Source organism: Loigolactobacillus backii (assembly GCF_001663675.1).
Taxonomy (GTDB): domain Bacteria; phylum Bacillota; class Bacilli; order Lactobacillales; family Lactobacillaceae; genus Loigolactobacillus; species Loigolactobacillus backii.
In genome coordinates this window covers 2,043,484-2,065,325 of the sequence record NZ_CP014873.1, presented here as the reverse complement: position 1 = coordinate 2,065,325, position 21,842 = coordinate 2,043,484, and the positions used below count along the sequence as shown (strand labels likewise).

Here is a 21,842-nt window from a genome sequence, read left to right as displayed (position 1 = left end):
AAGACTAGGACATTTGTCCTAGTCTTTTACTGTTTCCGAACATTTCTTAGATTGTTTTGGGGGAAAGTTACTTTTCTTCGTGATCGGTCACAACTAAAAGTGGTGTTGTCGCGTGGCGGACAACATAAGCGGTTGTTGATCCAAGGATGAGGCGTGATAGCGCATCAATCCCTGATTTACCAATAACAATGAGATCTGCCTTATATTCTTTAGGTAAATCCTCGGCAATTAAGTTTTTTGGAACACCATATTTAACGACTGTTTTAACGTTAACATTTTGCTCTTTGGCACTTTGTTCGGCAACTTCCAGGAGCTCAGTTGCCCGGCTTTTTAAGTTATCTAGTAAGTTACCGGAAACCGTCAAACCGTAGCCATAGGGGACATACTGCATGTCATTAACGATTGAAACAATATAAAGTGTGCTGCCAAATACTTTTGCGAGCTGAATGGCCTCCTCAACTGCATGATTGGCATTAGGACTACCATCAGTGGGAACTAAGATTGTCTTGTACATCGTTATCACCCTTTCTTGTATTTCAATTTTAGTATAACGAGAATTAGCAATTATTAATAGTTTTATGCATTGACCTAATATTAAAAGCCTATTTTTTAAAATTTTATTGGGATTTTAGGCATTTTAAATTGCTTTTATTTATGTAATTCATTATGATAGTCATAGGTATTTCACTATAGAAAAGAGGGACCAAATTGAAGACAAAACAAGAAAATATCTTTTCTTCTAAAACGTTAACTTATTTCTTACAACTTGCGGAGACAATGAACTATACGCAGGCTGCCCAGCTTTTAGGAATCACACAACCAGCGTTAACCCAGCAAATTAAGAAGTTAGAACGAACCGTTGACGCGCCATTATTTTACTCGGTTGGTAAGAAATTACATTTATCTGATGCCGGACGGACAATGCTGAAAACAACGCACGAAATTTATGACCTTCTAAATCAGGCGACGGATGAAATTCAGCAAACAACCAGCGCAACTCAAGGTAAAATCTCAATTGGTTTATTGGCTTCCCTTGAGGACCGTGTGTTAGAAGATTTTGCAATTAAGTACTACAAACAAAATCCCGAAATTGAACTAAGTTTTCACATGTTAACCCGTAAAGAAATTTGGGAACGACTTGAAAATAATCAGATTGATTTGGCGGTAATGTATTTACCTGATGATAGTATTAAAAATTGGAAACCATACCAGTCTAAAAAAATCATTAGTGAAGATCTGCTTTTCTTACACCATAACGAAAAACTGGCTAAACGAAAGAAGATTAAGTACAAGGATACGATTGATAATGATTGGGTGACTTATCCCGGCCAATATTATTTAAATTCCTTTATTAAAGAAGCCTATAAGAACCAATTGGTTGATGCGCCAAAGAGTGTGGCTCATTTCACGACGCCTAATCAGATTATGCGTTTCTCCAACGCTACTGGGCTTTACACGGCCTTACCGAATTCATACGTTCAGGCTAATGCCGCTACGGCCAATTTATGGTCGGCGCCATTTGATCCGGCCATTCGCTTTGATTTAGCCTTTGTTTTCCGCAAAGAAAAGAATCAGATTCCGCGGATTGCTAATTTCTTAAGTGGATTTGATCAATATATTGCGACGGAAGATTATATTTCACGCCTCAAATCAATTACGGAATAAATTAATTATTCAATATTTTAATTACTAAGGAGTGTTTTGTTAAATGAGTAAGCAGTTAATTTTTGGACACCAAAATCCAGATACTGACGCTATTGTGGCTGCAATGGCATTTTCATACTTGGAAAACAAGTTGGGTAAAGAGACAGAGGCCGTTGCGCTGGGGGAACCCAATGATGAAACTAAATTTGTTTTAGATCATTTTAATGCAAAAGCACCTCGTGTCATCACCTCTGCAGCTGCAGAAGTGAGCCAGGTAATGTTGGTTGATCACAACGAGGCCCAGCAGAGCGTGGCCGATATTAAGGACGTTCAAGTAGTTGCGGTTGTTGACCACCATCGAATTGCTAACTTTGAAACGGCTAACCCTTTATTTTATCGTGCTGAACCAGTAGGGTGTACCAGCACTATTTTAACTAAGTTATATCATGAAAATGACGTGGTTATTCCTAAACAATTAGCTGGTTTAATGTTGTCAGCAATCATTTCTGATACGTTGTTGCTAAAATCCCCAACGACTACCGACGATGATCGCCAGGCCGTAAAAGAATTGGCTAAATTGGCTGGTGTGGACGAAAATCAATATGGGTTAGAAATGTTGCGTGCCGGAACTAATGTTGATGATAAGTCTGCGAGTGAATTAATTGATGCGGACGCCAAATCATTTACGATGGCCGGTAAATCAGTTCGCGTTGCTCAGATCAATACTGTTGACGTTAATGATATCTATAAACGTCAGGCTGATTTTGAAGCTGCCATTACTGCCGCAAATAAGGCTGAAGGCTATGACTTGTTTGTTTTGATGGTCACTAACATTTTAGATAGTGATTCTGATGTGTTGGTGGTTGGCGGACCAACTGCACCAGTTGAACAAGCATTTTCTGCTAAACTAACCAATAAACGCATCGCCTTACCTGGGGTTGTTTCACGTAAGAAGCAGATTGTCCCACAATTAACTGATGCTTTTAATGCTTAAGTAATTAAAAATAGTTATTTCGATAATGTAAAAGGGCTTTAACAAATCTGATATTTGTTAAAGCCCTTTTTTAGATTAATTTTAAGTTAGAACATCTAACATCATTCAGTAAGATTATAAAATTTTTATTAGCCAATTTTAATGTTGTTTAATCGCGTTCTGAACAAAAAAGGAAGAAAACCCACCTAACATAGACTTAATTACGTTTGACAATGATTAGATTATGATTAAAAATAGATTATATTAAGTTAACGCTAAATAAGCTAGGGGGTCAATCAATGGACAGTACGGTTAAACAAAAATTAGAAGTTGCAAATAAAGTTTACTATTATTGGAATATTGCTACGTGGTTAGGCCAACAGAAGCAGCAGGTTGAAACTTTTCCGTACACCATCAGAATTCTGCTAGAGGCCGTTTTACGCCAAAGTACAAAACGGCCGGAATTAAAAAAATCTTTGCCATCGTTTATAAATTGGGATCATGCCCATGAACAGGATATTCCATTTAAGCCTGAACGAGTTATTTTACAGGATTTTACTGGGATTCCTGCGTTAGTTGACCTCGCAGCCATGCGTGATAAATTGGTTGCAGTTGGCGGAAATGCCAATCAAGTTAACCCTGACGTTCCCGTTGATCTAGTCGTTGATCATTCCGTTCAAGTTGATCGGTCAGGTGATTCGGCGGCATTTGCGTATAACGTGAAGCGTGAATTTGAACGTAACCACGAACGCTATAGCTTTTTAAAGTGGGCTCAACAAGCATTTAAAAATTTAACAATAATTCCACCCGATACTGGTATTATTCACCAAATTAATTTGGAGTATTTGGCCCAAGTGGTCGCAACTAAAATGTCTGGGGAAGAAATTCTGGCTTATCCAGATACGCTAGTGGGAACGGATTCGCATACAACGATGGTGAATGGGTTAGGTGTACTTGGCTGGGGAGTTGGTGGAATTGAAGCGGAGGCCAGTATGTTAGGTGAAGTTTCGTACATTCCAATGCCAAAAGTTGTCGGTGTTCGTTTAACTGGCCAGCTTAAACCTGGAACCACAGCAACTGATCTTGCTCTAACTCTGACACATCAATTACGGCAACACGATGTTGTCGGAAAATTAGTTGAATTCTATGGGCCTGCCTTGGCTACCTTGGCAGTTGCTGACCGAGCAACAATTGCTAATATGGCCCCAGAATATGGTGCAACTTGTGGCTTTTTCCCAGTGGACGAACAAACCTTGGCCTATTTAAAATTAACTAATCGTTCACCAGAAAAAATCAAGCTAATCAAGACTTACTTAACAGCCAACCATTTATTTTACCAACCTAATGAAGATGAATTGCGGCATTACAGCGAAACTGAAAGTCTAGATTTAAGTACAGTTTCGGCCAGTGTTGCAGGTCCGTCACGGCCACAAGATTTGGTACATTTGGCCGAACTTCCAAATAATTTCACCAAATATGCTAAGCAAAGTGGCTTACAAGTGTCTGTAGATCAACAAGAATTCACTTTACGACCTGGTGCCTTGGGCATTGCGGCGATTACCAGTTGTACCAATACCTCTAATCCTGATGTTTTATTGGCAGCTGGCTTATTGGCCAAAAAGGCGGTTGAATTAGGACTCAAGGTTCCCCAATACGTTAAAACCTCATTGGCCCCTGGATCCAAAGTTGTGAGTGACTATTTGGCAAGTACTGGCCTGCAGGATTCACTGGATCGACTTGGTTTTAATCTAGTCGGTTATGGCTGCACAACTTGTATTGGAAATTCGGGGAAATTGAAACCGGAACTAGAAACTACTTTAGAAAAACACGCGTACCCAGTTGCCGCAATTGAAAGTGGTAACCGTAATTTTGAAGGTCGCGTACACCCTTTGATTAAAGATACCTATTTGGCCTCGCCGCCGTTGGTCATTGCGTACGCTTTGGCGGGTAGATTAGATATCGACCTAGTTCACGAACCAATAACCCGGACAGTCGAGGGCCAGGATATCTACTTAAGTGATTTATGGCCCCAACAATCCGAAATTACACGTTTAAAGCAACAAAGTCTTTCGCCAGAACGATTTAAAGCAAATTATGCTGCCATTTTGACGCAAAACAAGATCTGGAATAAGTTACCAGCACCAACAGGGCAGCTTTATGCCTGGAATTTACACTCAACTTATATCGCTAAACCACCATTCTTTGCTGATTTGACGAAGCAACGGCTAACGCCAATGACCAATTTACGCGTATTAGCAAAATTAGGAAACACAATCACTACTGATCATATTTCACCTGCTGGGTTTATTGGCCAAATGACACCGGCAGGCCAGTATTTAACGGCACATGGCGTGGCAACCCGCGATTTTAATTCCTATGGTTCTCGCCGAGGTAATCACCAAGTAATGGTGCGGGGCACATTAGCTAACATTCGAATTCAGAACCAGCTAACACCAGATAAAGTAGGGGGCTTTACTCAGTATTGGCCAACAAAACAAACAATGACGATCTACGAGGCAGCCCAGCATTACAAAGAGGATAAAGTTGGCCTAATTATTTTGGCCGGTAAAGATTACGGCATGGGGTCGTCCCGAGATTGGGCGGCCAAGGGAGTGGCACTATTAGGGGTTAAGGTCGTTATAGCGGAGAGCTTTGAACGGATTCACCGTTCAAATTTAGCAATGATGGGCGTTTTGCCACTACAATTTAAAGCAGGTGAGAGTGCGACTACATTAAAGTTAACTGGTGAGGAACAATTTTCGCTGGTATTTCTCCCAGATCGGCACGTTAAAGTTACGGCAGCTTCTCCAGCAGGGGAAAAGACAGCGTTTGAAGTGATTTTACGTTTTGATACACCAATTGAGCAACGTTACTTTGAAAATCATGGTATTTTACCCATGGTAGTTGCTACTAAAATGGCAACCGCACGTTGAGAGGAGACGGTTTGAAATGACGAATGGATTAACAGGTATTGTCGCCGGACAAACTAGTATTAGTTCTACCAATAATGGCCACTTAATCTACGCCGGTTATCCAATTGAGCAACTCGCAAAAATGCAACCTAATTTTGAAACAACAATGTTCTTATTGTGGCACTTGCGCCTACCACAGGAAACCGAATTAACTGAGTTACAGCAGCAATTAACGCATAATATGGTATTACCGGCCAATTATTTGGCCCTCCTTAAACAAATTTGTCGTGAGCCAGAGGCACCAATGAGCCAATTGCGAACCGCGGTGTCTTTACTAGAAATAATCAGTCCAGCTGATTTAACCGCAGAAGCGATTCAGGCCAAAGTATTAATTGTGATTACAGCGATTATTCGGTTACACCGGGGCCAATCAATTTTAACACCATTGGCAAAGGCCGATTACGCAACTAATTTACTCTACCTGGTGACTGGTAAAAGGCCACAACCACGGCAGCAATTAATTGAAAATCAAGTTTTACTGGTACACGCTGATCACGAATTTAACGCCTCAACGTTTACGGCCCGCGTTACGGCATCAACCGCAACGGACACTTATTCATGTTTAACGGCCGCAATAGCAGCATTAAAAGGACCACTACACGGTGGCGCCAATGAAAAGGTTGGCCTAATGCTTGAGGAATTAACGACAAACAAACGACCACCAGTTTTGTATTTGAAGGAGAAACTAAAGCAGGGTGAAAAAATTATGGGTTTTGGCCATAGAATTTATAAAAAAAGTGATCCCCGTGAAAAGTTGCTAAAAAAATACGCCAAAGAATTAGCGCAACAAACCAATCATTTAGATTGGTACCAAACATCAATTGAGATTGAACGGTACATGTGGGCACAAAAACATTTAATTCCCAATGTAGATTTTTACAGTGCCACCATTTACCACTGTCTTGGTTTTAAGGCCGATGAGTTTACGTTGTTGTTCGCAGCCAGTCGCTGTGCAGGTTGGTTGGCGCACATTAAGGAACAACGACAACAGGCAACCCTAATTCGGCCTAGTTCAGAGTACATTGGCCCACGTCACTTACAAATGATGACTTATGAAGCCAATCAACAAGCCAAATAGTAACGCAAATAACCACATTTGCAGAAATGCAGGTGGTTATTTATTTTGACTATTTGGAGAACTAAGTTACTTCAACTAAAGAGACGTAAACAAACGACCAAAATAAAGAGGCCGGACAAAGGTCCCAGCCTCTTATTACTTCCAAAGATTACGCTAGGATGTGTGCCAAAAGCAACTTTTGTCCCACTCCCATGAAAATTCAATTAATCAGAAACCAATGCGTGTTCCTCAAACATAGCATGAATCTTGGCTGCAGATTTGGCTAATTCGGTCTCTTCATCGGCAGTTAAATTCAAATTGATTTGTTTTGCAATTCCATCACCAGCCACATAAGCAGGGTGACCAACGTAAGTATCGTACTTCTTTGAATACGTAGATACAGGGAAAGCACCAACTTCATCAGTTAAAATTGCCTTGACAATGTTACTAACACAGGCCGAAATACCGTAGCAAGTATAGCCTTTGCCACTATGAATTTGCCAGCCACCAGCAGCAACTTGTTCTTTAATTTCATCTAAATTAAGGTCAACTGACTCTGGATATTCAGCTAACGGAACACCAGCAATTGAAACCGTTGACCAAGCGGTAAATTGTGAATCACCATGTTCACCCAGTACATAGCCGGCAACGTTTTTAGGATTAACGTGGAATTTATTAGCAACTACGCGCTTCATACGTGCTGTGTCCAATGATGTTCCAGTACCGAAGACATGATTTTTAGGTAAACCACTAACTTTTTGAATTAAGGCCGCAATAACATCACAAGGATTAGTAATCGAAACAATAATTCCGTTAAAACCAGAGGCCATCAGTTTAGGAATAGCGTCGTAAACGGTTTTCTTTGTCCATTCTAATTCTTGCATTCGATCGCGCTCTTGACGATTCATATTGCCAGTTGAAAAAATGACAACATCAGCATCGCTTAATAAGGAGTAATCTTGTGACGAAATCCGTGTATGGGATAAGGTTTGTGAACCCATATCGGCCAAATCAAGTTCTTCGGCATGAGCCTTATCATCATTTCGATCAATTAAAACTAAGTGGTTACAGAGTCCACGAACGACAATTTCATGCGCTGCAGCAGAACCAACGTGACCAACACCAATAATACCAATTTTATTCATTAATAAATCACTCCAATATTTAATAAAGATGTTGATTATTATAATCCTTTTATCATTATAAGCAAGTGTAACTAAGATTAAGTAGTTAAATAAATGGAATTGACTTGAGCTTTAAATGTTTATGTATCAGTGATTATATGTGCAATTAAAATTTAGTAAGTGGATTAGTTTTTATTCTAAATAAGATGAGAATAAACCAGATATTTACCAATTAATTTAAGATGTTAACTGCAAAAAATAGCAGTTGGATCAAGCTAAAGTCAGTTTTTCTAAGTAATAAGATAGTTTTGACACTACTTTGTATAATATATATTATGTAAACTAGATAAAAGCTTAATCTAGATACCAGTTAATTTACAATATTTAGTGAATTTCTAACTAGCCCCCTCTTCAAATTAGCTTAACCTAAACCAATTAAATTTATTTTAAAAGCACCCCGAAATTAACGTTAATTAAAAAAGCACTCCACTAAGAGTACTTTAATTTAGACTTGTTCATCTTTAATCCAACCAATTGCAATTGCTTTTTCACCTAAATGAGTTCCAATGACAGGACCAAAATAACTAATATCGAATTTTATCTTAGGATATTTTGCTATTTTGCTTGTAATTCATCACGCCAAGTCATTGCTGCTGCTTCATCGTTAGCGTGAATGATGAACGCGTGAATTGGATAATCAGTTGTTTTAACGGCTTGATCAAATAATTCTTCAACACGACTGTAGGCTTTTTTTAGTGAGCGAATTTTTTCAAACGCAACTATTTTATGTTCACCATCAAAGGTTAAAATTGGTTTGATTCGTAACATACCGCCAAGAAAAGCCGAAGCATTGGATAAACGGCCGCCTTTGACTAAATTCTGCAAGTCGTTAACAATGAAGTATTCGTCAGTTGTTTCGCGAAGTGCGTCTAAACGCGCCAAAATTTCATCAACTGTTTTTCCAGCCTTAGCCATCTTCGCGGCGGTTAGAACCATTTCGCCCATTAAAATGACGGTAATCTGCGAATCATACGGAATAACGTGCGTATTAGGCACTAAATCATCAACATTGCGCAAATTATTAAGAAAACCAGAAATAGTACTGGATAAATGAATGCTGATCACTGTATCGTAGCCCTGATCACCAAGCTTACGGTATAATTTTACCATCTCACCAATTGACGGTTGCGTGGTGCTTGGTAATGTCTCTGATTGCCGTAGCCACGTGTAGAATTCGTTTGTTGAAATCTGGGTACCTTCGTCATACGTTTTACCATCCAGAATTACTGGAATTGGGACAACGGTAATGTTATTTTCCTTGATTAATTGTTGGGGCAAATACGCTGTACTATCAGTTACAACAGCAATTCTCATGAATGACACCTACTTTATAGACTTTTATATTCTAACTAATAACTATACCATAGTGGCTAATTTTTACATAAATTACGGGAAAAATTTAATAATTCAACTACCCCACTGCTTCTCTTCCCTCATACTAACTAATCCAAGGTAATAAGTTTGCTTGATCAATAATACATTTTTGTTTAGCGACTTACAAGAGTCAAAGCCTTTGTCTAAACATCTAAAAACCAGTATAATTAGCAGTGATAAACTCTAAAAGAAAGCGAGATAACCTAAATGTCATTTGATGGTATCTTTACACACGCAATGGTCAATGAACTTGCACCATTACTAGTCGGTGGCCGAATTAGCCGGATCAATCAGCCGTACCCGAATGAATTAATTTTAGTGATTCGGGCAAATCGGCACAATTACCCTCTGTTGTTATCGGCCCACCCAACTTACGCACGTTTGCAGGTTACCGAGATTCCTTACGTTAATCCAGCAAAACCAACTAAATTTACAATGACACTACGTAAATACCTTGACGGTGCACTTTTAAAACAGTTAAGTCAAAAAGAAAATGATCGAGTTGTACACCTAACCTTTACCTCACGGAATGAATTAGGTGATTTACAAAATATTAGTTTAATTATTGAAATGATGGGCCGACACAGTAATCTAATCCTTCTCCAACAAGATACTGGACGAATTTTGGATACTGTCCGCCACGTCTCAAGCGATCAGAACCGTTATCGTTTACTGATGCCTGGTGCAACCTATATTGAACCGCCTAAGCAAGATAACGTTAACCCCTTCAAGTTTGATGCAGGAGATTACCTTAAAGGACTACCACAAACTGCAGACGTTTTTAAGCTCGCTAAAAAGCTCCAACAAGATTTTCAGGGCCTTGGTTTTGATAGTAGTGTTGAATTGGCAACCAGATTAGCGCAACAATCTAATCCATTAACTACTTGGCAAGATTTTTTTACTGCAATTGATCAGACACCTAAACCAACTGTTACGCGGTTAAATGAGCGCCAACAAATGCAGTTCTCAGCGATTGACTATCAATCAGAAAAAGGCCAAAAGAAGAACTATTCAGGTCTTAGTCATATGTTGGATCAATTTTACCGGGATAAAGTTGAACTTGATCGCGTTCACCAACAAGGCAGTCAACTAATTCATTTTGTTCAAAATGAATTAAAAAAAGACCGTAAAAAGTTGAAAAAGTTAACGCAAACGTTGAAAAACAGTGAAAAGGCAAATGATTACCGCATTAAAGGTGAAATCTTAACAACTTACTTAAATCGAGTCGAGCGCGGCATGACATCAATTGAATTACCTAATTATTATGCTGATGAGCGGCCCTTAAAGATTAATTTATCTAACCAGATTTCACCTTCACAAAATGCGCAAAAATATTTTACTAAGTACCAAAAGCTAAAAAATGCTGTTCACTACGTTAATGATCAAATGACGGAAACCCAACAAGAAGTTGACTATCTAAGTGGAATTCTTGCCCAGATTGAAATTGCGGCGCCGAAAGATTTAACCGATATTCAGGAAGAGTTATTCCAACAAGGCTATTTGCACCGTAAACAACAAAAAAACAAGAAAATTAAACGGCCTAAACTAAGCAAGCCGGATCAATTTTACGCTAGTGCCGGTACTTCGATTTTGGTGGGTAAAAATAACCTGCAAAATGATCGTTTAACCCTAAAGACTGCTAGAAAGACCGATATCTGGTTACACGCAAAGAATGTCCCGGGATCACACGTCATTATCGCGCAGTCGGACCCTAGTGAGAAAACACTGGCGGAAGCGGCCAATTTGGCGGCCTACTTCTCAAAATCACGTTTATCCGCAACGGTTCCGGTAGATTATGTGCAAGTTAAACGAGTTCATAAACCCAATGGCGCTAAACCTGGTTTTGTTATTTATGAGGGCCAGCATACGCTATTTGTGACGCCGGATGAGGCATTAGTAGAAAAATTAAGTAAACAACCAAATTAAGCATCGCTGTCAGCAAAACGGCCACACGATAATCTGCGTGTGGCCGTTTTGTTGCTTATTTAACTAACCATGATTAGCTCACTATTTACGCCAATGATAGCATTTTGGCACATGTTTTAGCGTAATGCTCAGAAATAGTAAGAGTAACCATTACCCAACTTTATAATTTATAACGACCTTTAACCACACATAATGATGTACCTTCAATTTGATATTAGGTCTTACGCCACTCACCGTAAATTTGAGACCGTTTGCCTTAAAGCTACTATTCTGCGAATTCAAAGTTATATACTTAGTTTGTAAAAAAGGAGGCCCACTATGAAAACCAATTTTTTCGTTAGCCCTGACACACCCGATGAACATACTGACTTTTTCTTAAAAGAACTCACTCCTGAAATTCAAGAAATTGCAAACCAATTAGTTGGTACAGGAGATCAATTATGGGGATATCGTGAAGATGCCATTGTTCCTTTAAAGTTTGATCAAATTGACGTCATTTACGCGCAGAACAATCGAATTTTCGCTGAAGCGGCGCGTGAAACGCTACTTTTAAAACAGAGATTGTATCAATTAGAGCTGATATTACCTAGTGATTTTATCCGAGTTTCTAAAAGTGAAATTGTCAACTATCGCCATATTGATCACCTAGAACTTTCAAACAATGGTCTAATCAATATCCTACTCACTAATCAATCAAGGGCCTTGGTATCACGTAGATACATGACGGCCCTAAAAAGGAGAATTGGATTATGAAATCTAAAAACAGAAGTAAAGGATTAACTTTGGGATTTGGAATTACCTCTGGCATCACAATTGGTTTAATAATGTCGCTTCTTTTTTCATATCATTACGGTACTTCTTACCAGCCTTCCACTCTGGCCTTCACGGCTCAATTCGCCAATCCACTGACTGCAATTACACTTTCCATCGTTCTCTGGGGCCTAATAGGCGCAATTTTCAGTCTGGCCAGTTTGGTCTTTCAAATTGAAACCTGGAGTCTTACCAGACAAACAATTGTTCATTTTTTCATTACGTATATTTGTTTCACCGTCCTAGCCGGGTTATGCCGCTGGTTTCCTGTTTCTTGGTTGATTTTTTATATGCCAATATTTGTCTCAATCTATGTTGTCATTTGGAGTGTTAAGTACTTAAGCTTCAAGCATTACGTCAAACAAATTAATCAAAAATTAAGTAAAAAAATAACTAATTAATAAGTTAGATAAAATTCCACTACCTGATCTCAATTATCGGCGCACTAAATATTGGCCAAAACTTTAACCAATTTTTTGAGTGATAAGAACACGGTATTTAGCCGAGTCCTTACCACTCATTTTTTTAATTAAACGTACTTGTGGTAATCATGTTCATTTGGAAATCACGACTACTTATACCAGTATCAAAGCTTTTGCGCAAAAAAATAATCCATGCGTTTTAACGCTGGATTATTTCATAAAGCTATTTTTAAGATTGCCACTTGATTCTTGTTTCATCATTTTCTTCGGGCGCTCAACTAGCCCCAATTGGTTGGATCCTGGCGCCAATCATGTAGTAATTCACGATCACTTTCATCAATATAGCCAGTTTTAACTGCAACGTCGATTAAAGTGTCGTAATCCGTCAAAGTATAAAACGGTAACTTGGCTGCGGCAAAGTTTTTCTGACTTGCTGCCAATTGATAACTGAAAATCCCGCAAACGCCTAATACGTCGCCGCCCTCATTTTGAGTAGCGGCAACTGCCTTCAATACACTTCCGCCAGTTGAAATCAGATCGTCAATAACAACAACGCGTTGGCCTTGTTGCAAGTGACCTTCAATCTGTCGACCCTGGCCGTGATCTTTAGGTTTAGAACGCACGTAGATTAACGGTAAATCAAGTTCGGCTGCTACCCAGGCTGCGTGGGGAATCCCGGCAGTTGCTGTTCCGGCAATGACGTCAACCTCAGGAAACTTTTCCCGGATAATTGCTGCAAGACCATGAGCGATGTGCCGGCGAATTTTCGGATAACTAATGGTTAAACGATTATCAGTATAAATTGGACTTTTAATGCCGCTTGCCCAAGTAAAAGGTTTCTTTGGTTGCAAAGTAACGGCCTTGATACTTAATAAATCCTCAGCAATCATTTCAGCAGTTTGTGTCATACTAGTGATTCCTCCCAAAGTTTTTTAATCTCTTGATAAGCCACAACTGGATTTTTGGCCTGAGTAATTGGTCGACCAACGACTAATTGACTGCTACCTAACTTGGCGGCATTAGCGGGTGTTGCAATCCGTTTTTGGTCATCATGGGTTGTAGCAGTTAACCGAATTCCTGGCGTGATACATAAGAAGTCCGCCCGAGTTGCACGTTTAATTGCCTCTGCCTCTAGAGCGGAGCAAACAACACCGTCTAAACCAGCCTGATCAGCCAATTGGGCCAAATGTGTGACACTTTCAGTTAGACTAGCCGTAATTAATTGTTCCTGCTGTATCTGAGCCTGGTTGGTAGAAGTTAGTTGAGTTACCGCAATTAGTTTAGGCGGCTTTTGGCCATGACTTCCCGCTAGTAACCCTTGTTTGGCCGCCTGCATCATCTCACGGCCACCAGAAGCATGAACGTTTGTCATGGTGACACCTAAGTTACCCAATACCTGCATGCTCTTTTCAACAGTGTGCGGAATATCATAAAGTTTTAAATCCAAGAAAACATCATGACCAGCAGCCACTAGCGCCCGCACAATATCTGGACCGGCACTATAAAATAATTCCATACCAATTTTAACGAATAACGGTTGGCCTTGGGGAAATTGTTGTAGAAATTCCACCACTGCCGCCTGATTAGGAAAGTCCAAGGCAATAATTGGTCGTGTATCCATGCTCAATCGTCTCCCTTAGTTAGAGTGCTTTTGTCGTAAATGAACGTGATTCTAGCACGCGCAAGATGGCACCGGCAGTATCCAAGGATGTGAATAGTGGAATACCGTGCTCAATGGCATCTTGTCGAATCTGGAAACCGTCAGAGGCGACGTCCCGGTCTTGGTCCATCGTATTGATAACAACCTGAACCTGGCCAGCCGCAATGATATCAAGGATATTTTGTTGCTTTGAACCCGCCGTTTCCTTGATCTTAGTAACCTCGTTAACCCGTAATTTTGCAGATTTAAAGAATTCGGCCGTTCCTTTTGTTGCCATTACGCGGTAACCAATTTCCCGGAACCGTTTGGCCAAAGCCAGAGCCTCTTTTTTATCATGATCCGCGATTGTGAATAGTACTGTTCCAAAATCTGGTAAATGTAGTTTGCTGGCCTCGAAGGCCTTATAGAGGGCTTTTTCTACCGTGACGTCACTACCCATGACTTCACCGGTTGATTTCATTTCTGGGCCAAGCAGGCTATCCACGTTATTTAATTTAGAAAAAGAGAAGACTGGCGCCTTAACGTGTACCATCTTGCCCGCTTTATGGAGGCCAGCTTGATAGCCTAATTCTGGTAACTTCGCACCTAAAATGACTTGGGTTGCGACTTGGGCCATTGAAATCCCAGTCACCTTGCTCAAAAATGGAACCGTTCGACTTGCCCGCGGATTCACTTCCAATACGTAAACAATCTCGTCTTGCACAATAAATTGAATATTCATTATGCCAATGCAGTTTAGTGCAACGGCCAATTGTTCAGCGTGGTGCACAATTTGTTGAATGACGTTCTCAGAAAAAGTTTGTGGTGGGTAAACGGCGATTGAATCACCAGAATGTACTCCGGCACGTTCAATATGTTCCATAATTCCTGGCAATAAGACGTGTTCACCGTCAGAAATAACGTCAACTTCGCATTCTTTACCTACTAAATAACGATCAATTAGGACGGGGTGCTCATGGGAAACTTTTACGGCATCGCGAATGTAGGTTTCGAGTTCAGTCTGATTTTCAACAATCTCCATTGCCCGACCACCTAAAACATAACTTGGGCGGATCAAAACGGGATAGCCAATTCGTTTGGCAATCGTGACAGCCTCCTCTTTAGTTGTAGCCGTGGCGCCCGTTGGCTGGGGAATTTTTAATTGTTGAATGATTTGGTCAAAGGCCTCACGATCCTCGGCCCGATTTAAATCAGTTACCGTTGTCCCAAGAATTTTGACGCCTGCCTTGGCCAAGGGTTCAGCTAAATTAATGGCAGTTTGGCCACCAAATTGGACGATAACCCCTACTGGCTTTTCTAAATCAATGACGTTCATGACATCTTCAATCGTCAAAGGTTCAAAATAAAGTTTATCTGAAACCGAAAAGTCGGTTGAAACCGTTTCTGGATTGTTGTTCATAATAATGGCCTCATAGCCGGCCTTTTGAATGGCCTTAACTGAATGAACCGTTGCGTAATCAAATTCGACACCTTGACCAATTCTGATCGGACCAGCACCAAGTACTAAAACCGATGGGCGCGGACTCACAATACTTTCATTTTCATCTTCAAAGGTACTGTAGTAATACGGCGTTTGTGACTCAAATTCCGCCGCACACGTGTCAACCATTTTGTAAACGGGCCATATCTTGGCTTCACGACGCATTTCCCGAATTTGGTCGGCCGGAATATGCCAGAGTTGACTAACCTCATAATCAGTAAAGCCATTTTTCTTAGCCGTTTTTAAGATATCTAAATCGCCTTTATGGTCTTTCAAGGCAATTTCGAGTTCAACAATGTGACTTAATTTGTCTAGGAAAAACAGATCAATTTTAGTTAATTCAGCCAATTCATCAATTTTATAACCGCGCCGTAAAGCCTCAGTTAAGTAAAATAAACGATCATCTTGGGGATGAATTAATTTTTCAGTTAAATCATCATCACTGACTTTTGCAAGCTCTGGTATTTCAATGTGAATTGTCCCGATTTCTAATGAACGAACTGCCTTTAAGATGGATTCTTCAAAATTACGACCGATTGCCATGGCCTCACCAGTAGCCTTCATTTGTGTTCCTAGGCGCCGTTCCCCTTTAGTGAATTTATCAAATGGAAAACGGGGAATCTTAGTGACCACGTAGTCCAAAGTTGGTTCAAATTCAGCGTAAGTTGTTCCCGTTATTGGATTTTTAATTTCATCCAAAGTTAAACCAACCGCAATTTTAGAAGCAATTTTGGCAATTGGGTAACCAGTTGCCTTAGAGGCCAACGCTGAAGAGCGGGAAACACGGGGGTTAACTTCAATAATGTAATACTTAAAACTATCAGGATCTAACGCCAATTGAACGTTACAGCCACCTTCAATTTTAAGTGCCCGAATAATTTTCAGGGAAGCGTCCCTTAGCATCTGAACTTCTTTGTCCGACAAAGTTTGAACTGGTGCAGTTACAATCGAATCACCGGTATGAATTCCAACCGGGTCAATATTTTCCATATTGCAGACCACCAGTGCGTTATCGGCCGCATCACGCATTACTTCATACTCAATCTCTTTGAAACCAGCAATGCTTTGTTCGATTAGTGCTTGGGTAATTGGTGATAGCTTCAACGCGTTTGTCGCAATTTCGGTTAATTCGGCGGCGTTGTTACAAATACCGCCGCCAGTACCACCCATTGTAAAGGCTGGGCGAACGATCACTGGGTACCCAATTTTTCCGGCAAACTTGACTGCCGCTTCAACCGTTGTCACGCTTTGCGAAGACGGAATTGGTTCATTTAATTTTTGCATTAAATTCTTAAAAAGCTCCCGGTCCTCTGCCTGATCAATGGCAGATAGCTTGGTGCCTAGTAATTCAATATGTAGCTCATCAAGAATACCGGCTGAGGACAATTCCATTGCCATATTTAAACCTTGCTGACCACCTAAGGTTGGTAAAATCGCGTCGGGCAATTCTTTTCTCAGAATCCGCGAAACAAACTCCAACGTGATCGGTTCAATGTAAACGTGATCGGCAATTTCTTTGTCCGTCATAATTGTCGCTGGATTGGAATTAACCAGAACAGTTTCGTAACCTTCTTCGCGCAAGGCTAAACAAGCTTGGGTCCCAGAATAATCAAATTCTGCCGCCTGGCCGATAATAATGGGGCCAGAGCCAATGACCATAATTTTATGAATATCCGTTCTTCTAGGCATTTTCTCGACTCCTTTTTGCAAATGCGTCCATCATTTCCATGAACTCGTCAAATAAGTGATCTGCGTCGTGGGGTCCCGGAGTTGCATCGGGATGAAATTGAACTGAAAAGGCTGGGTACTGGCGGTGGCGTAGCCCTTCCACCGTACCATCATTAATTTCGATGTGGGTGACCAGTAAATTATCTTTATTAATTGAGTGGACATCAACGGCGTAACCATGATTTTGCGATGTGAAATCAATTCGCCCAGTCGCGATTTCCCTAACTGGGTGGTTAAAGCCCCGGTGCCCGAATTTCATTTTATAGGTATCGGCACCGTTTGCTAGTGCAAATAGTTGGTGGCCAAGGCAAATACCAAACAGTGGGATCTTACCCTGAATGCCGCGGATCATCTCCAAGGCCTCTGGAACATCTTTCGGATCACCAGGGCCATTTGATAGCAAGACGCCATCCGGTGCCAGCTGGATAATCTCTTCGGCCGTTGTGTTATACGGCATGACCGTTAAATTGCACTGCCGTTTTGATAATTCACGCAACACACTATGCTTGAGACCAAAGTCAATAACAACCACGTTTTTTCCGGTCGCTGGACTAGGAAATGGTTTGGTCGTTGAAACTTGCTGAACTTGATTCTTTGGTAAAACCAAGGCGTTTAATTGATCGAAGGCGTGCTCATCAGCCGTGTCCACAATACTTGCCTTCATCGTTCCTTCAGTTCGTAGGCGTTTAGTCAACCGGCGGGTATCAATTCCGGTAATCCCTGGAATCTTTTTTTGCTTCAAAAATTCATCTAATGATAATTGATTACGCCAATTGCTGGCCAGACGAGCGGCCTCATGAACCACGACACCCTTACAGGTTGGGGCAATTGATTCATAATCGTCACGATTAATGCCGTAATTACCAATTAACGGGTAGGTAAAGGCAATAATTTCTCCATTATAGGACTGATCAGTGATGGTTTCTTGATAGCCACTCATGCCGGTGTTAAAAACAATTTCACCAGTCGTCGTTGTTGGTGCGCCAAAACCTTCCCCTTCAAAAATTGAACCGTCGGCCAAAATTAAGTATCGTTTCATTTGGTTGTGCCACCCTTCTGGTAAGCTACTTTACCGGCAACTAGCGTTAAAGTTGTTGTTCCAAAAACGCTTTGCCCAATAAATGGACTATTATGTCCCTTTGATAAAAATGTATCTGTTTCAATTGTTGTGGCAGTGTTTAAATCAAAAACCGCGATATCCGCTACCGTCCCTAATCCAAGATAACCAGTATTCTTTAAGCCAAAAATTTGGGCCGGCTTAGTGCTTAGCCAATTTAGCAATTGATTGAGACTGAAAATATTTTCCTTCACAAAATGTGTGTAAAGTAAGCTAAAGGCAGTTTCGCTACCAACGATGCCAAATGGTGACTTCAGGAAACCTTGTTGTTTCTCCGCCGCGGTATGTGGTGCGTGGTCCGTTGCAATACAGTTAATTGTCCCATCCAATAAGCCGGCCACTAAAGCCTGGCGATCCTGTTCACTGCGTAAAGGTGGATTCATTTTAAAATTAGCGTCGTCACCCTTTATCATATCGTCACTAAGTAACAAATGATGTGGCGTGACCTCACAAGTAACTTTGATCCCTGCCGCTTTGGCCTGGCGAATTAGCCGGACACTTTCTGCCGTTGATACATGACACATATGATAGTGTGCGCCGGTCTGCTGGGCCAATTCCAAATCACGGGCCAACTGACTGGTTTCGGCGGCATTGATGATTCCTGGAAGACCAAGTCTTTTAGCTGGCGCACCAGCATTCATCACGCCGCCAAATAATAATTTATCTTCTTCAACGTGCGCTGCCAGCGGTAAATCATTGGCCTGTGCTTCTTTTAATGCCTGGAACATGCTACCGGCGTCTTGAACGCCTGAACCATCGTTGGAAACAGCAAAAGCACCTGCTGTCTTCATGGCCGCAAAATCTGTCAGTGCCCCTGCCCGTCGTTGTTTTGTAATTGGAGCGTACTGTTTGATATGAACGACACCCTCATTAGCATTACGAGCAACTAAAGTCGCAATTTGTTCCGCGGTGTCGGGGACTGGGGTGACGTTTGGCATTGCCCCAATTGTGGTGAAACCACCGTGAGCGGCCGCTAAACTACCAGTTTTAATTGTTTCTTTGGCCGTTTGACCAGGATCACGTAAATGAACGTGCAGATCAACTAACCCAGGTGCAACTAACTGATTACTAACATCAATTACCTTGGCGGTTGGACTAGTTAAATTTTGACCGATTGCTTTAATTTTGGCGTTTTCAATCAATAAATCGCAGGTTTGTATGTGTCCATCCAGCCAAACTCGACCATTTTTTAAGATCGTCTCTGTCATACTAATCCTCCTAAATGATTTCCCCGTAAAACACTTTCCAGCATGGCCATGCGCATATAAACACCATTTTGCATTTGCGTTACAAAGCGCGATTGTTTACCTTCGACTAATTCACTTGCTAGTTCAACATTGCGATTGATCGGGCCAGGATGCATAATAATTGCTTGTTCTGGTAGACGACTGGCACGTTCTTTGGTTAGACCATATCGTTCAAAGTAAGCCTGAGTATCAAATGCCTGTTCATCTGGATGGCGTTCGTGCTGAACCCGAAGCAACATCATAACGTCAGTCTTTTCGACTAAATCATCAATTGGTAAGTAAGTCCCGTATTGGGCAAATTCCTCACTGTACCAGGCCCTGGGACCTGAGAAAAAGAGCTCAGCACCTAATCGTTGCAGAATTTCCATGTTAGATCGGGCAACCCGGGAATGGGTTAGATCACCAATGATTGCAACGCGCAATCCCGTGAAACCGCCGAACTGTTCAGTAATTGTCATCATATCCAGCAAACTTTGCGAAGGGTGCTCCCCACTGCCATCACCGGCATTAATCAGTCCCAAGGATAGATCAGAATGTCCGAGTAGTTCATTATAATAATCATTTTGCGGGTGGCGAACAACTAATAAATTAACGCCAACTGCATCAAGGGATAAGGCTGTATCGTGTAAGGTTTCCCCTTTACTCATTGAACTTGCTTGTGGGTTAAAGTTAATAACGGTCAGACCAAGTTTTCGTTCGGCCATTTCAAAACTTGTGTGGGTTCGAGTGCTATTTTCAAAGAATAGGTTACTGACGTAAACTGGTTCGGTTAATTTTAATTGAGCACCGGCCTTGAAATCTTCTGCCCGACCGATTAGTTGTTCGACCTCGGCGACGTCTAAATCCTGCATTGAGACAATCGACTGAAATTCTGGCATGTTAGCGAGTACTTTCATCATCGTTATCCTCCACTTCGTTTAAAGCCTGTTTCGGTAAAATAAGGTTCAATAAAATACCTAGAATGGTTGCTAAAGCAACACCAGTTAATTGGAAGTTACCTAGTTGGAGGTAGGCCCCACCAATACCGATGACCAAGATAGTAGAAGCAATCATCAGGTTACGTTTTTCATCAAAATTAACCCGGTTATCAATTAAGATCCGTAAACCATTGGCCGCAATAACACCGAAAAGCAAGAAACTGATGCCACCAATTACTGGACTAGGAATGCTCATAATTAAGGCACTAATTTTGCCGATAAAACCGAAGATAATGGCCAAGACTGCCGCGCCGCCTAGTACGAATACACTGTGCACCCTAGTTATTGCCAGTACGCCGATATTTTCGCCGTAACTGGTTACAGGCGGGCCACCGATAAACCCGGCAATAATTGAGGCCAGGCCGTCACCAGATAGTGTTCGGTGTAAGCCAGGGTCCTTAAAGAAATTCCGATTGGTTAGTTTATCTAATACCATGACGTGACCCATGTGTTCAGTCATCGTGACAAAGGCAATCGGTGCCATGCCTAAAATTGCGCCCAGATAAAATTTAGGTTTATAACTGACAAAGGGAATTTCAAAGGCTGGCATGGCAAACCAATGAGCATTTAAGACCGGCGTAAAGTTAACAATGCCAAAGAGTACCGCTACAATATAACCGCCAACAATTCCCAGTAAAATGGGGATTAGGCTCAGAAAACCTTTGGTAAACATGTTAAAGGCAATCGTTAAGGCCAAAGTAACAAGCGCAACAACGAAAAATTTTAAATCATAATGACCACTATTCATCATAGCGTCCTTGGCCGCGTTACCCGCCAAAGAAAGACCGATTACCATAACGACTGGGCCAACAACGATTGGTGGTAATACGCGATCAATCCAAGAAGAACCAATGCGTCTAATTAGCAATGCAACAATTAAGTAAACCAGGCCAACTGCAATACTGCCTTGGGCAATTGCCGGGTAACCATCGGACTTCATTAAAACCTGCATTGCGACAATAAAGGCAAAGCTTGAGCCAAGGTAGGCCGGAATTTTAGCCTGGGTAACCAGCATGTATACCAAAGTGCCAATCCCTGAACTAATTAAAGCAATCCCCGGGTTGATCCCGACTAAAATTGGGACCAAAACCGTTGAACCAAACATGGCGAATAAATGTTGTAATGATAAGCCAAACCACTGTAAAGGTTTCGGGCGATCGTGAATATCAAGTACAACACGTCGATTTTTTTTGTCTTCTTCCATAATGAAACTTCCCTTCTCGATCCAACCTCACAAAAAAATAGCGACCTGCAGCATCAGTATTTAGTGA

Annotated in this window: 16 protein-coding genes and 1 pseudogene; 7 read left to right on the top strand and 10 right to left on the bottom strand. The window is 41.1% G+C overall.

The features are described from left to right. Positions 1–67 precede the first annotated feature (67 nt). Positions 68–514, bottom strand: a complete 447-nt coding sequence (locus AYR53_RS09350) for a universal stress protein (RefSeq protein ID WP_068224197.1) — start codon at positions 512–514, stop codon at positions 68–70. A gap of 194 nt (positions 515–708) precedes the next feature. Between AYR53_RS09350 and AYR53_RS09345 the strand changes: the two genes are divergently transcribed. From AYR53_RS09345 to AYR53_RS09330, 4 genes are all read left to right on the top strand, one after another. Further along, positions 709–1,665 carry a LysR family transcriptional regulator gene (locus AYR53_RS09345; protein WP_068280611.1) on the top strand — a complete coding sequence of 319 codons (957 nt, stop codon included), beginning with the start codon at positions 709–711 and terminating at the stop codon, positions 1,663–1,665. Positions 1,666–1,708: 43 nt separating this feature from the next. After that, positions 1,709–2,638, top strand: a complete 930-nt coding sequence (locus tag AYR53_RS09340) for a manganese-dependent inorganic pyrophosphatase (protein WP_068224200.1) — start codon at positions 1,709–1,711, stop codon at positions 2,636–2,638. A 278-nt stretch (positions 2,639–2,916) separates the two neighbouring features. Continuing rightward, positions 2,917–5,550, top strand: a complete 2,634-nt coding sequence (acnA, locus tag AYR53_RS09335; protein WP_068280614.1) for an aconitate hydratase AcnA — start codon at positions 2,917–2,919, stop codon at positions 5,548–5,550. Between the two features lie 16 nt (positions 5,551–5,566). After that, a complete protein-coding gene (locus AYR53_RS09330) occupies positions 5,567–6,667 on the top strand; it encodes a citrate/2-methylcitrate synthase (RefSeq protein ID WP_068224204.1) in 1,101 nt (366 codons plus the stop codon). Between the two features lie 203 nt (positions 6,668–6,870). On the opposite strand, the gene AYR53_RS09325 is transcribed toward AYR53_RS09330, so the two are convergent. After that, positions 6,871–7,791 carry an L-lactate dehydrogenase gene (locus AYR53_RS09325; protein WP_068224206.1) on the bottom strand — a complete coding sequence of 307 codons (921 nt, stop codon included), beginning with the start codon at positions 7,789–7,791 and terminating at the stop codon, positions 6,871–6,873. Between the two features lie 484 nt (positions 7,792–8,275). Continuing rightward, positions 8,276–9,144: pseudogene (locus AYR53_RS09320) on the bottom strand (DegV family protein). A gap of 267 nt (positions 9,145–9,411) precedes the next feature. On the opposite strand from AYR53_RS09320, the gene AYR53_RS09315 reads away from it, so the two are divergent. The 3 genes from AYR53_RS09315 (at position 9,412) to AYR53_RS09305 (ending at position 12,341) form a co-directional block, all read left to right on the top strand. Beyond that, complete coding sequence (locus AYR53_RS09315; RefSeq protein WP_068224210.1) at positions 9,412–11,130, top strand: NFACT RNA binding domain-containing protein; 1,719 nt, start codon at positions 9,412–9,414, stop codon at positions 11,128–11,130. 318 nt (positions 11,131–11,448) lie between these two features. Then, the gene (locus AYR53_RS09310) at positions 11,449–11,883 is read left to right on the top strand and encodes a LytTR family DNA-binding domain-containing protein (protein ID WP_068224213.1); all 435 of its coding nucleotides are present in this window, start codon (positions 11,449–11,451) and stop codon (positions 11,881–11,883) included. Then, entirely contained in the window at positions 11,880–12,341 is a 462-nt protein-coding gene (locus AYR53_RS09305) for a DUF3021 domain-containing protein (protein WP_068224215.1), read from the top strand. The genes AYR53_RS09310 and AYR53_RS09305 overlap by 4 nt, the downstream gene beginning before the upstream one ends. A gap of 299 nt (positions 12,342–12,640) precedes the next feature. Here the strand turns inward: AYR53_RS09305 and pyrE are convergent, their stop codons facing one another. From pyrE to AYR53_RS09270, 7 genes are read right to left on the bottom strand one after another with little or no spacing between them, the layout of a single operon-like run. Next, a complete protein-coding gene (pyrE, locus tag AYR53_RS09300) occupies positions 12,641–13,270 on the bottom strand; it encodes an orotate phosphoribosyltransferase (RefSeq protein WP_068224217.1) in 630 nt (209 codons plus the stop codon). Next, positions 13,267–13,983, bottom strand: a complete 717-nt coding sequence (pyrF, locus tag AYR53_RS09295) for an orotidine-5'-phosphate decarboxylase (protein ID WP_068224219.1) — start codon at positions 13,981–13,983, stop codon at positions 13,267–13,269. The genes pyrE and pyrF overlap by 4 nt, the downstream gene beginning before the upstream one ends. Before the next feature lie 19 nt (positions 13,984–14,002). After that, entirely contained in the window at positions 14,003–17,191 is a 3,189-nt protein-coding gene (gene carB, locus AYR53_RS09290) for a carbamoyl-phosphate synthase large subunit (protein WP_068224221.1), read from the bottom strand. Further along, positions 17,184–18,269: a carbamoyl phosphate synthase small subunit gene (locus AYR53_RS09285; protein ID WP_068224224.1), complete on the bottom strand. Its 1,086-nt coding sequence runs from the start codon at positions 18,267–18,269 to the stop codon at positions 17,184–17,186. The genes carB and AYR53_RS09285 overlap by 8 nt, the downstream gene beginning before the upstream one ends. Beyond that, on the bottom strand, positions 18,266–19,555 hold the full coding sequence (locus AYR53_RS09280) for a dihydroorotase (RefSeq protein ID WP_068224228.1): 1,290 nt from the start codon (positions 19,553–19,555) through the stop codon (positions 18,266–18,268). Before AYR53_RS09280 ends, AYR53_RS09285 begins: the two co-directional genes overlap by 4 nt. Continuing rightward, entirely contained in the window at positions 19,552–20,493 is a 942-nt protein-coding gene (locus AYR53_RS09275; RefSeq protein ID WP_068224234.1) for an aspartate carbamoyltransferase catalytic subunit, read from the bottom strand. Before AYR53_RS09275 ends, AYR53_RS09280 begins: the two co-directional genes overlap by 4 nt. After that, entirely contained in the window at positions 20,474–21,775 is a 1,302-nt protein-coding gene (locus AYR53_RS09270) for a solute carrier family 23 protein (protein WP_068224237.1), read from the bottom strand. The genes AYR53_RS09275 and AYR53_RS09270 overlap by 20 nt, the downstream gene beginning before the upstream one ends. Between the last annotated feature and the right edge of the window lie 67 nt (positions 21,776–21,842).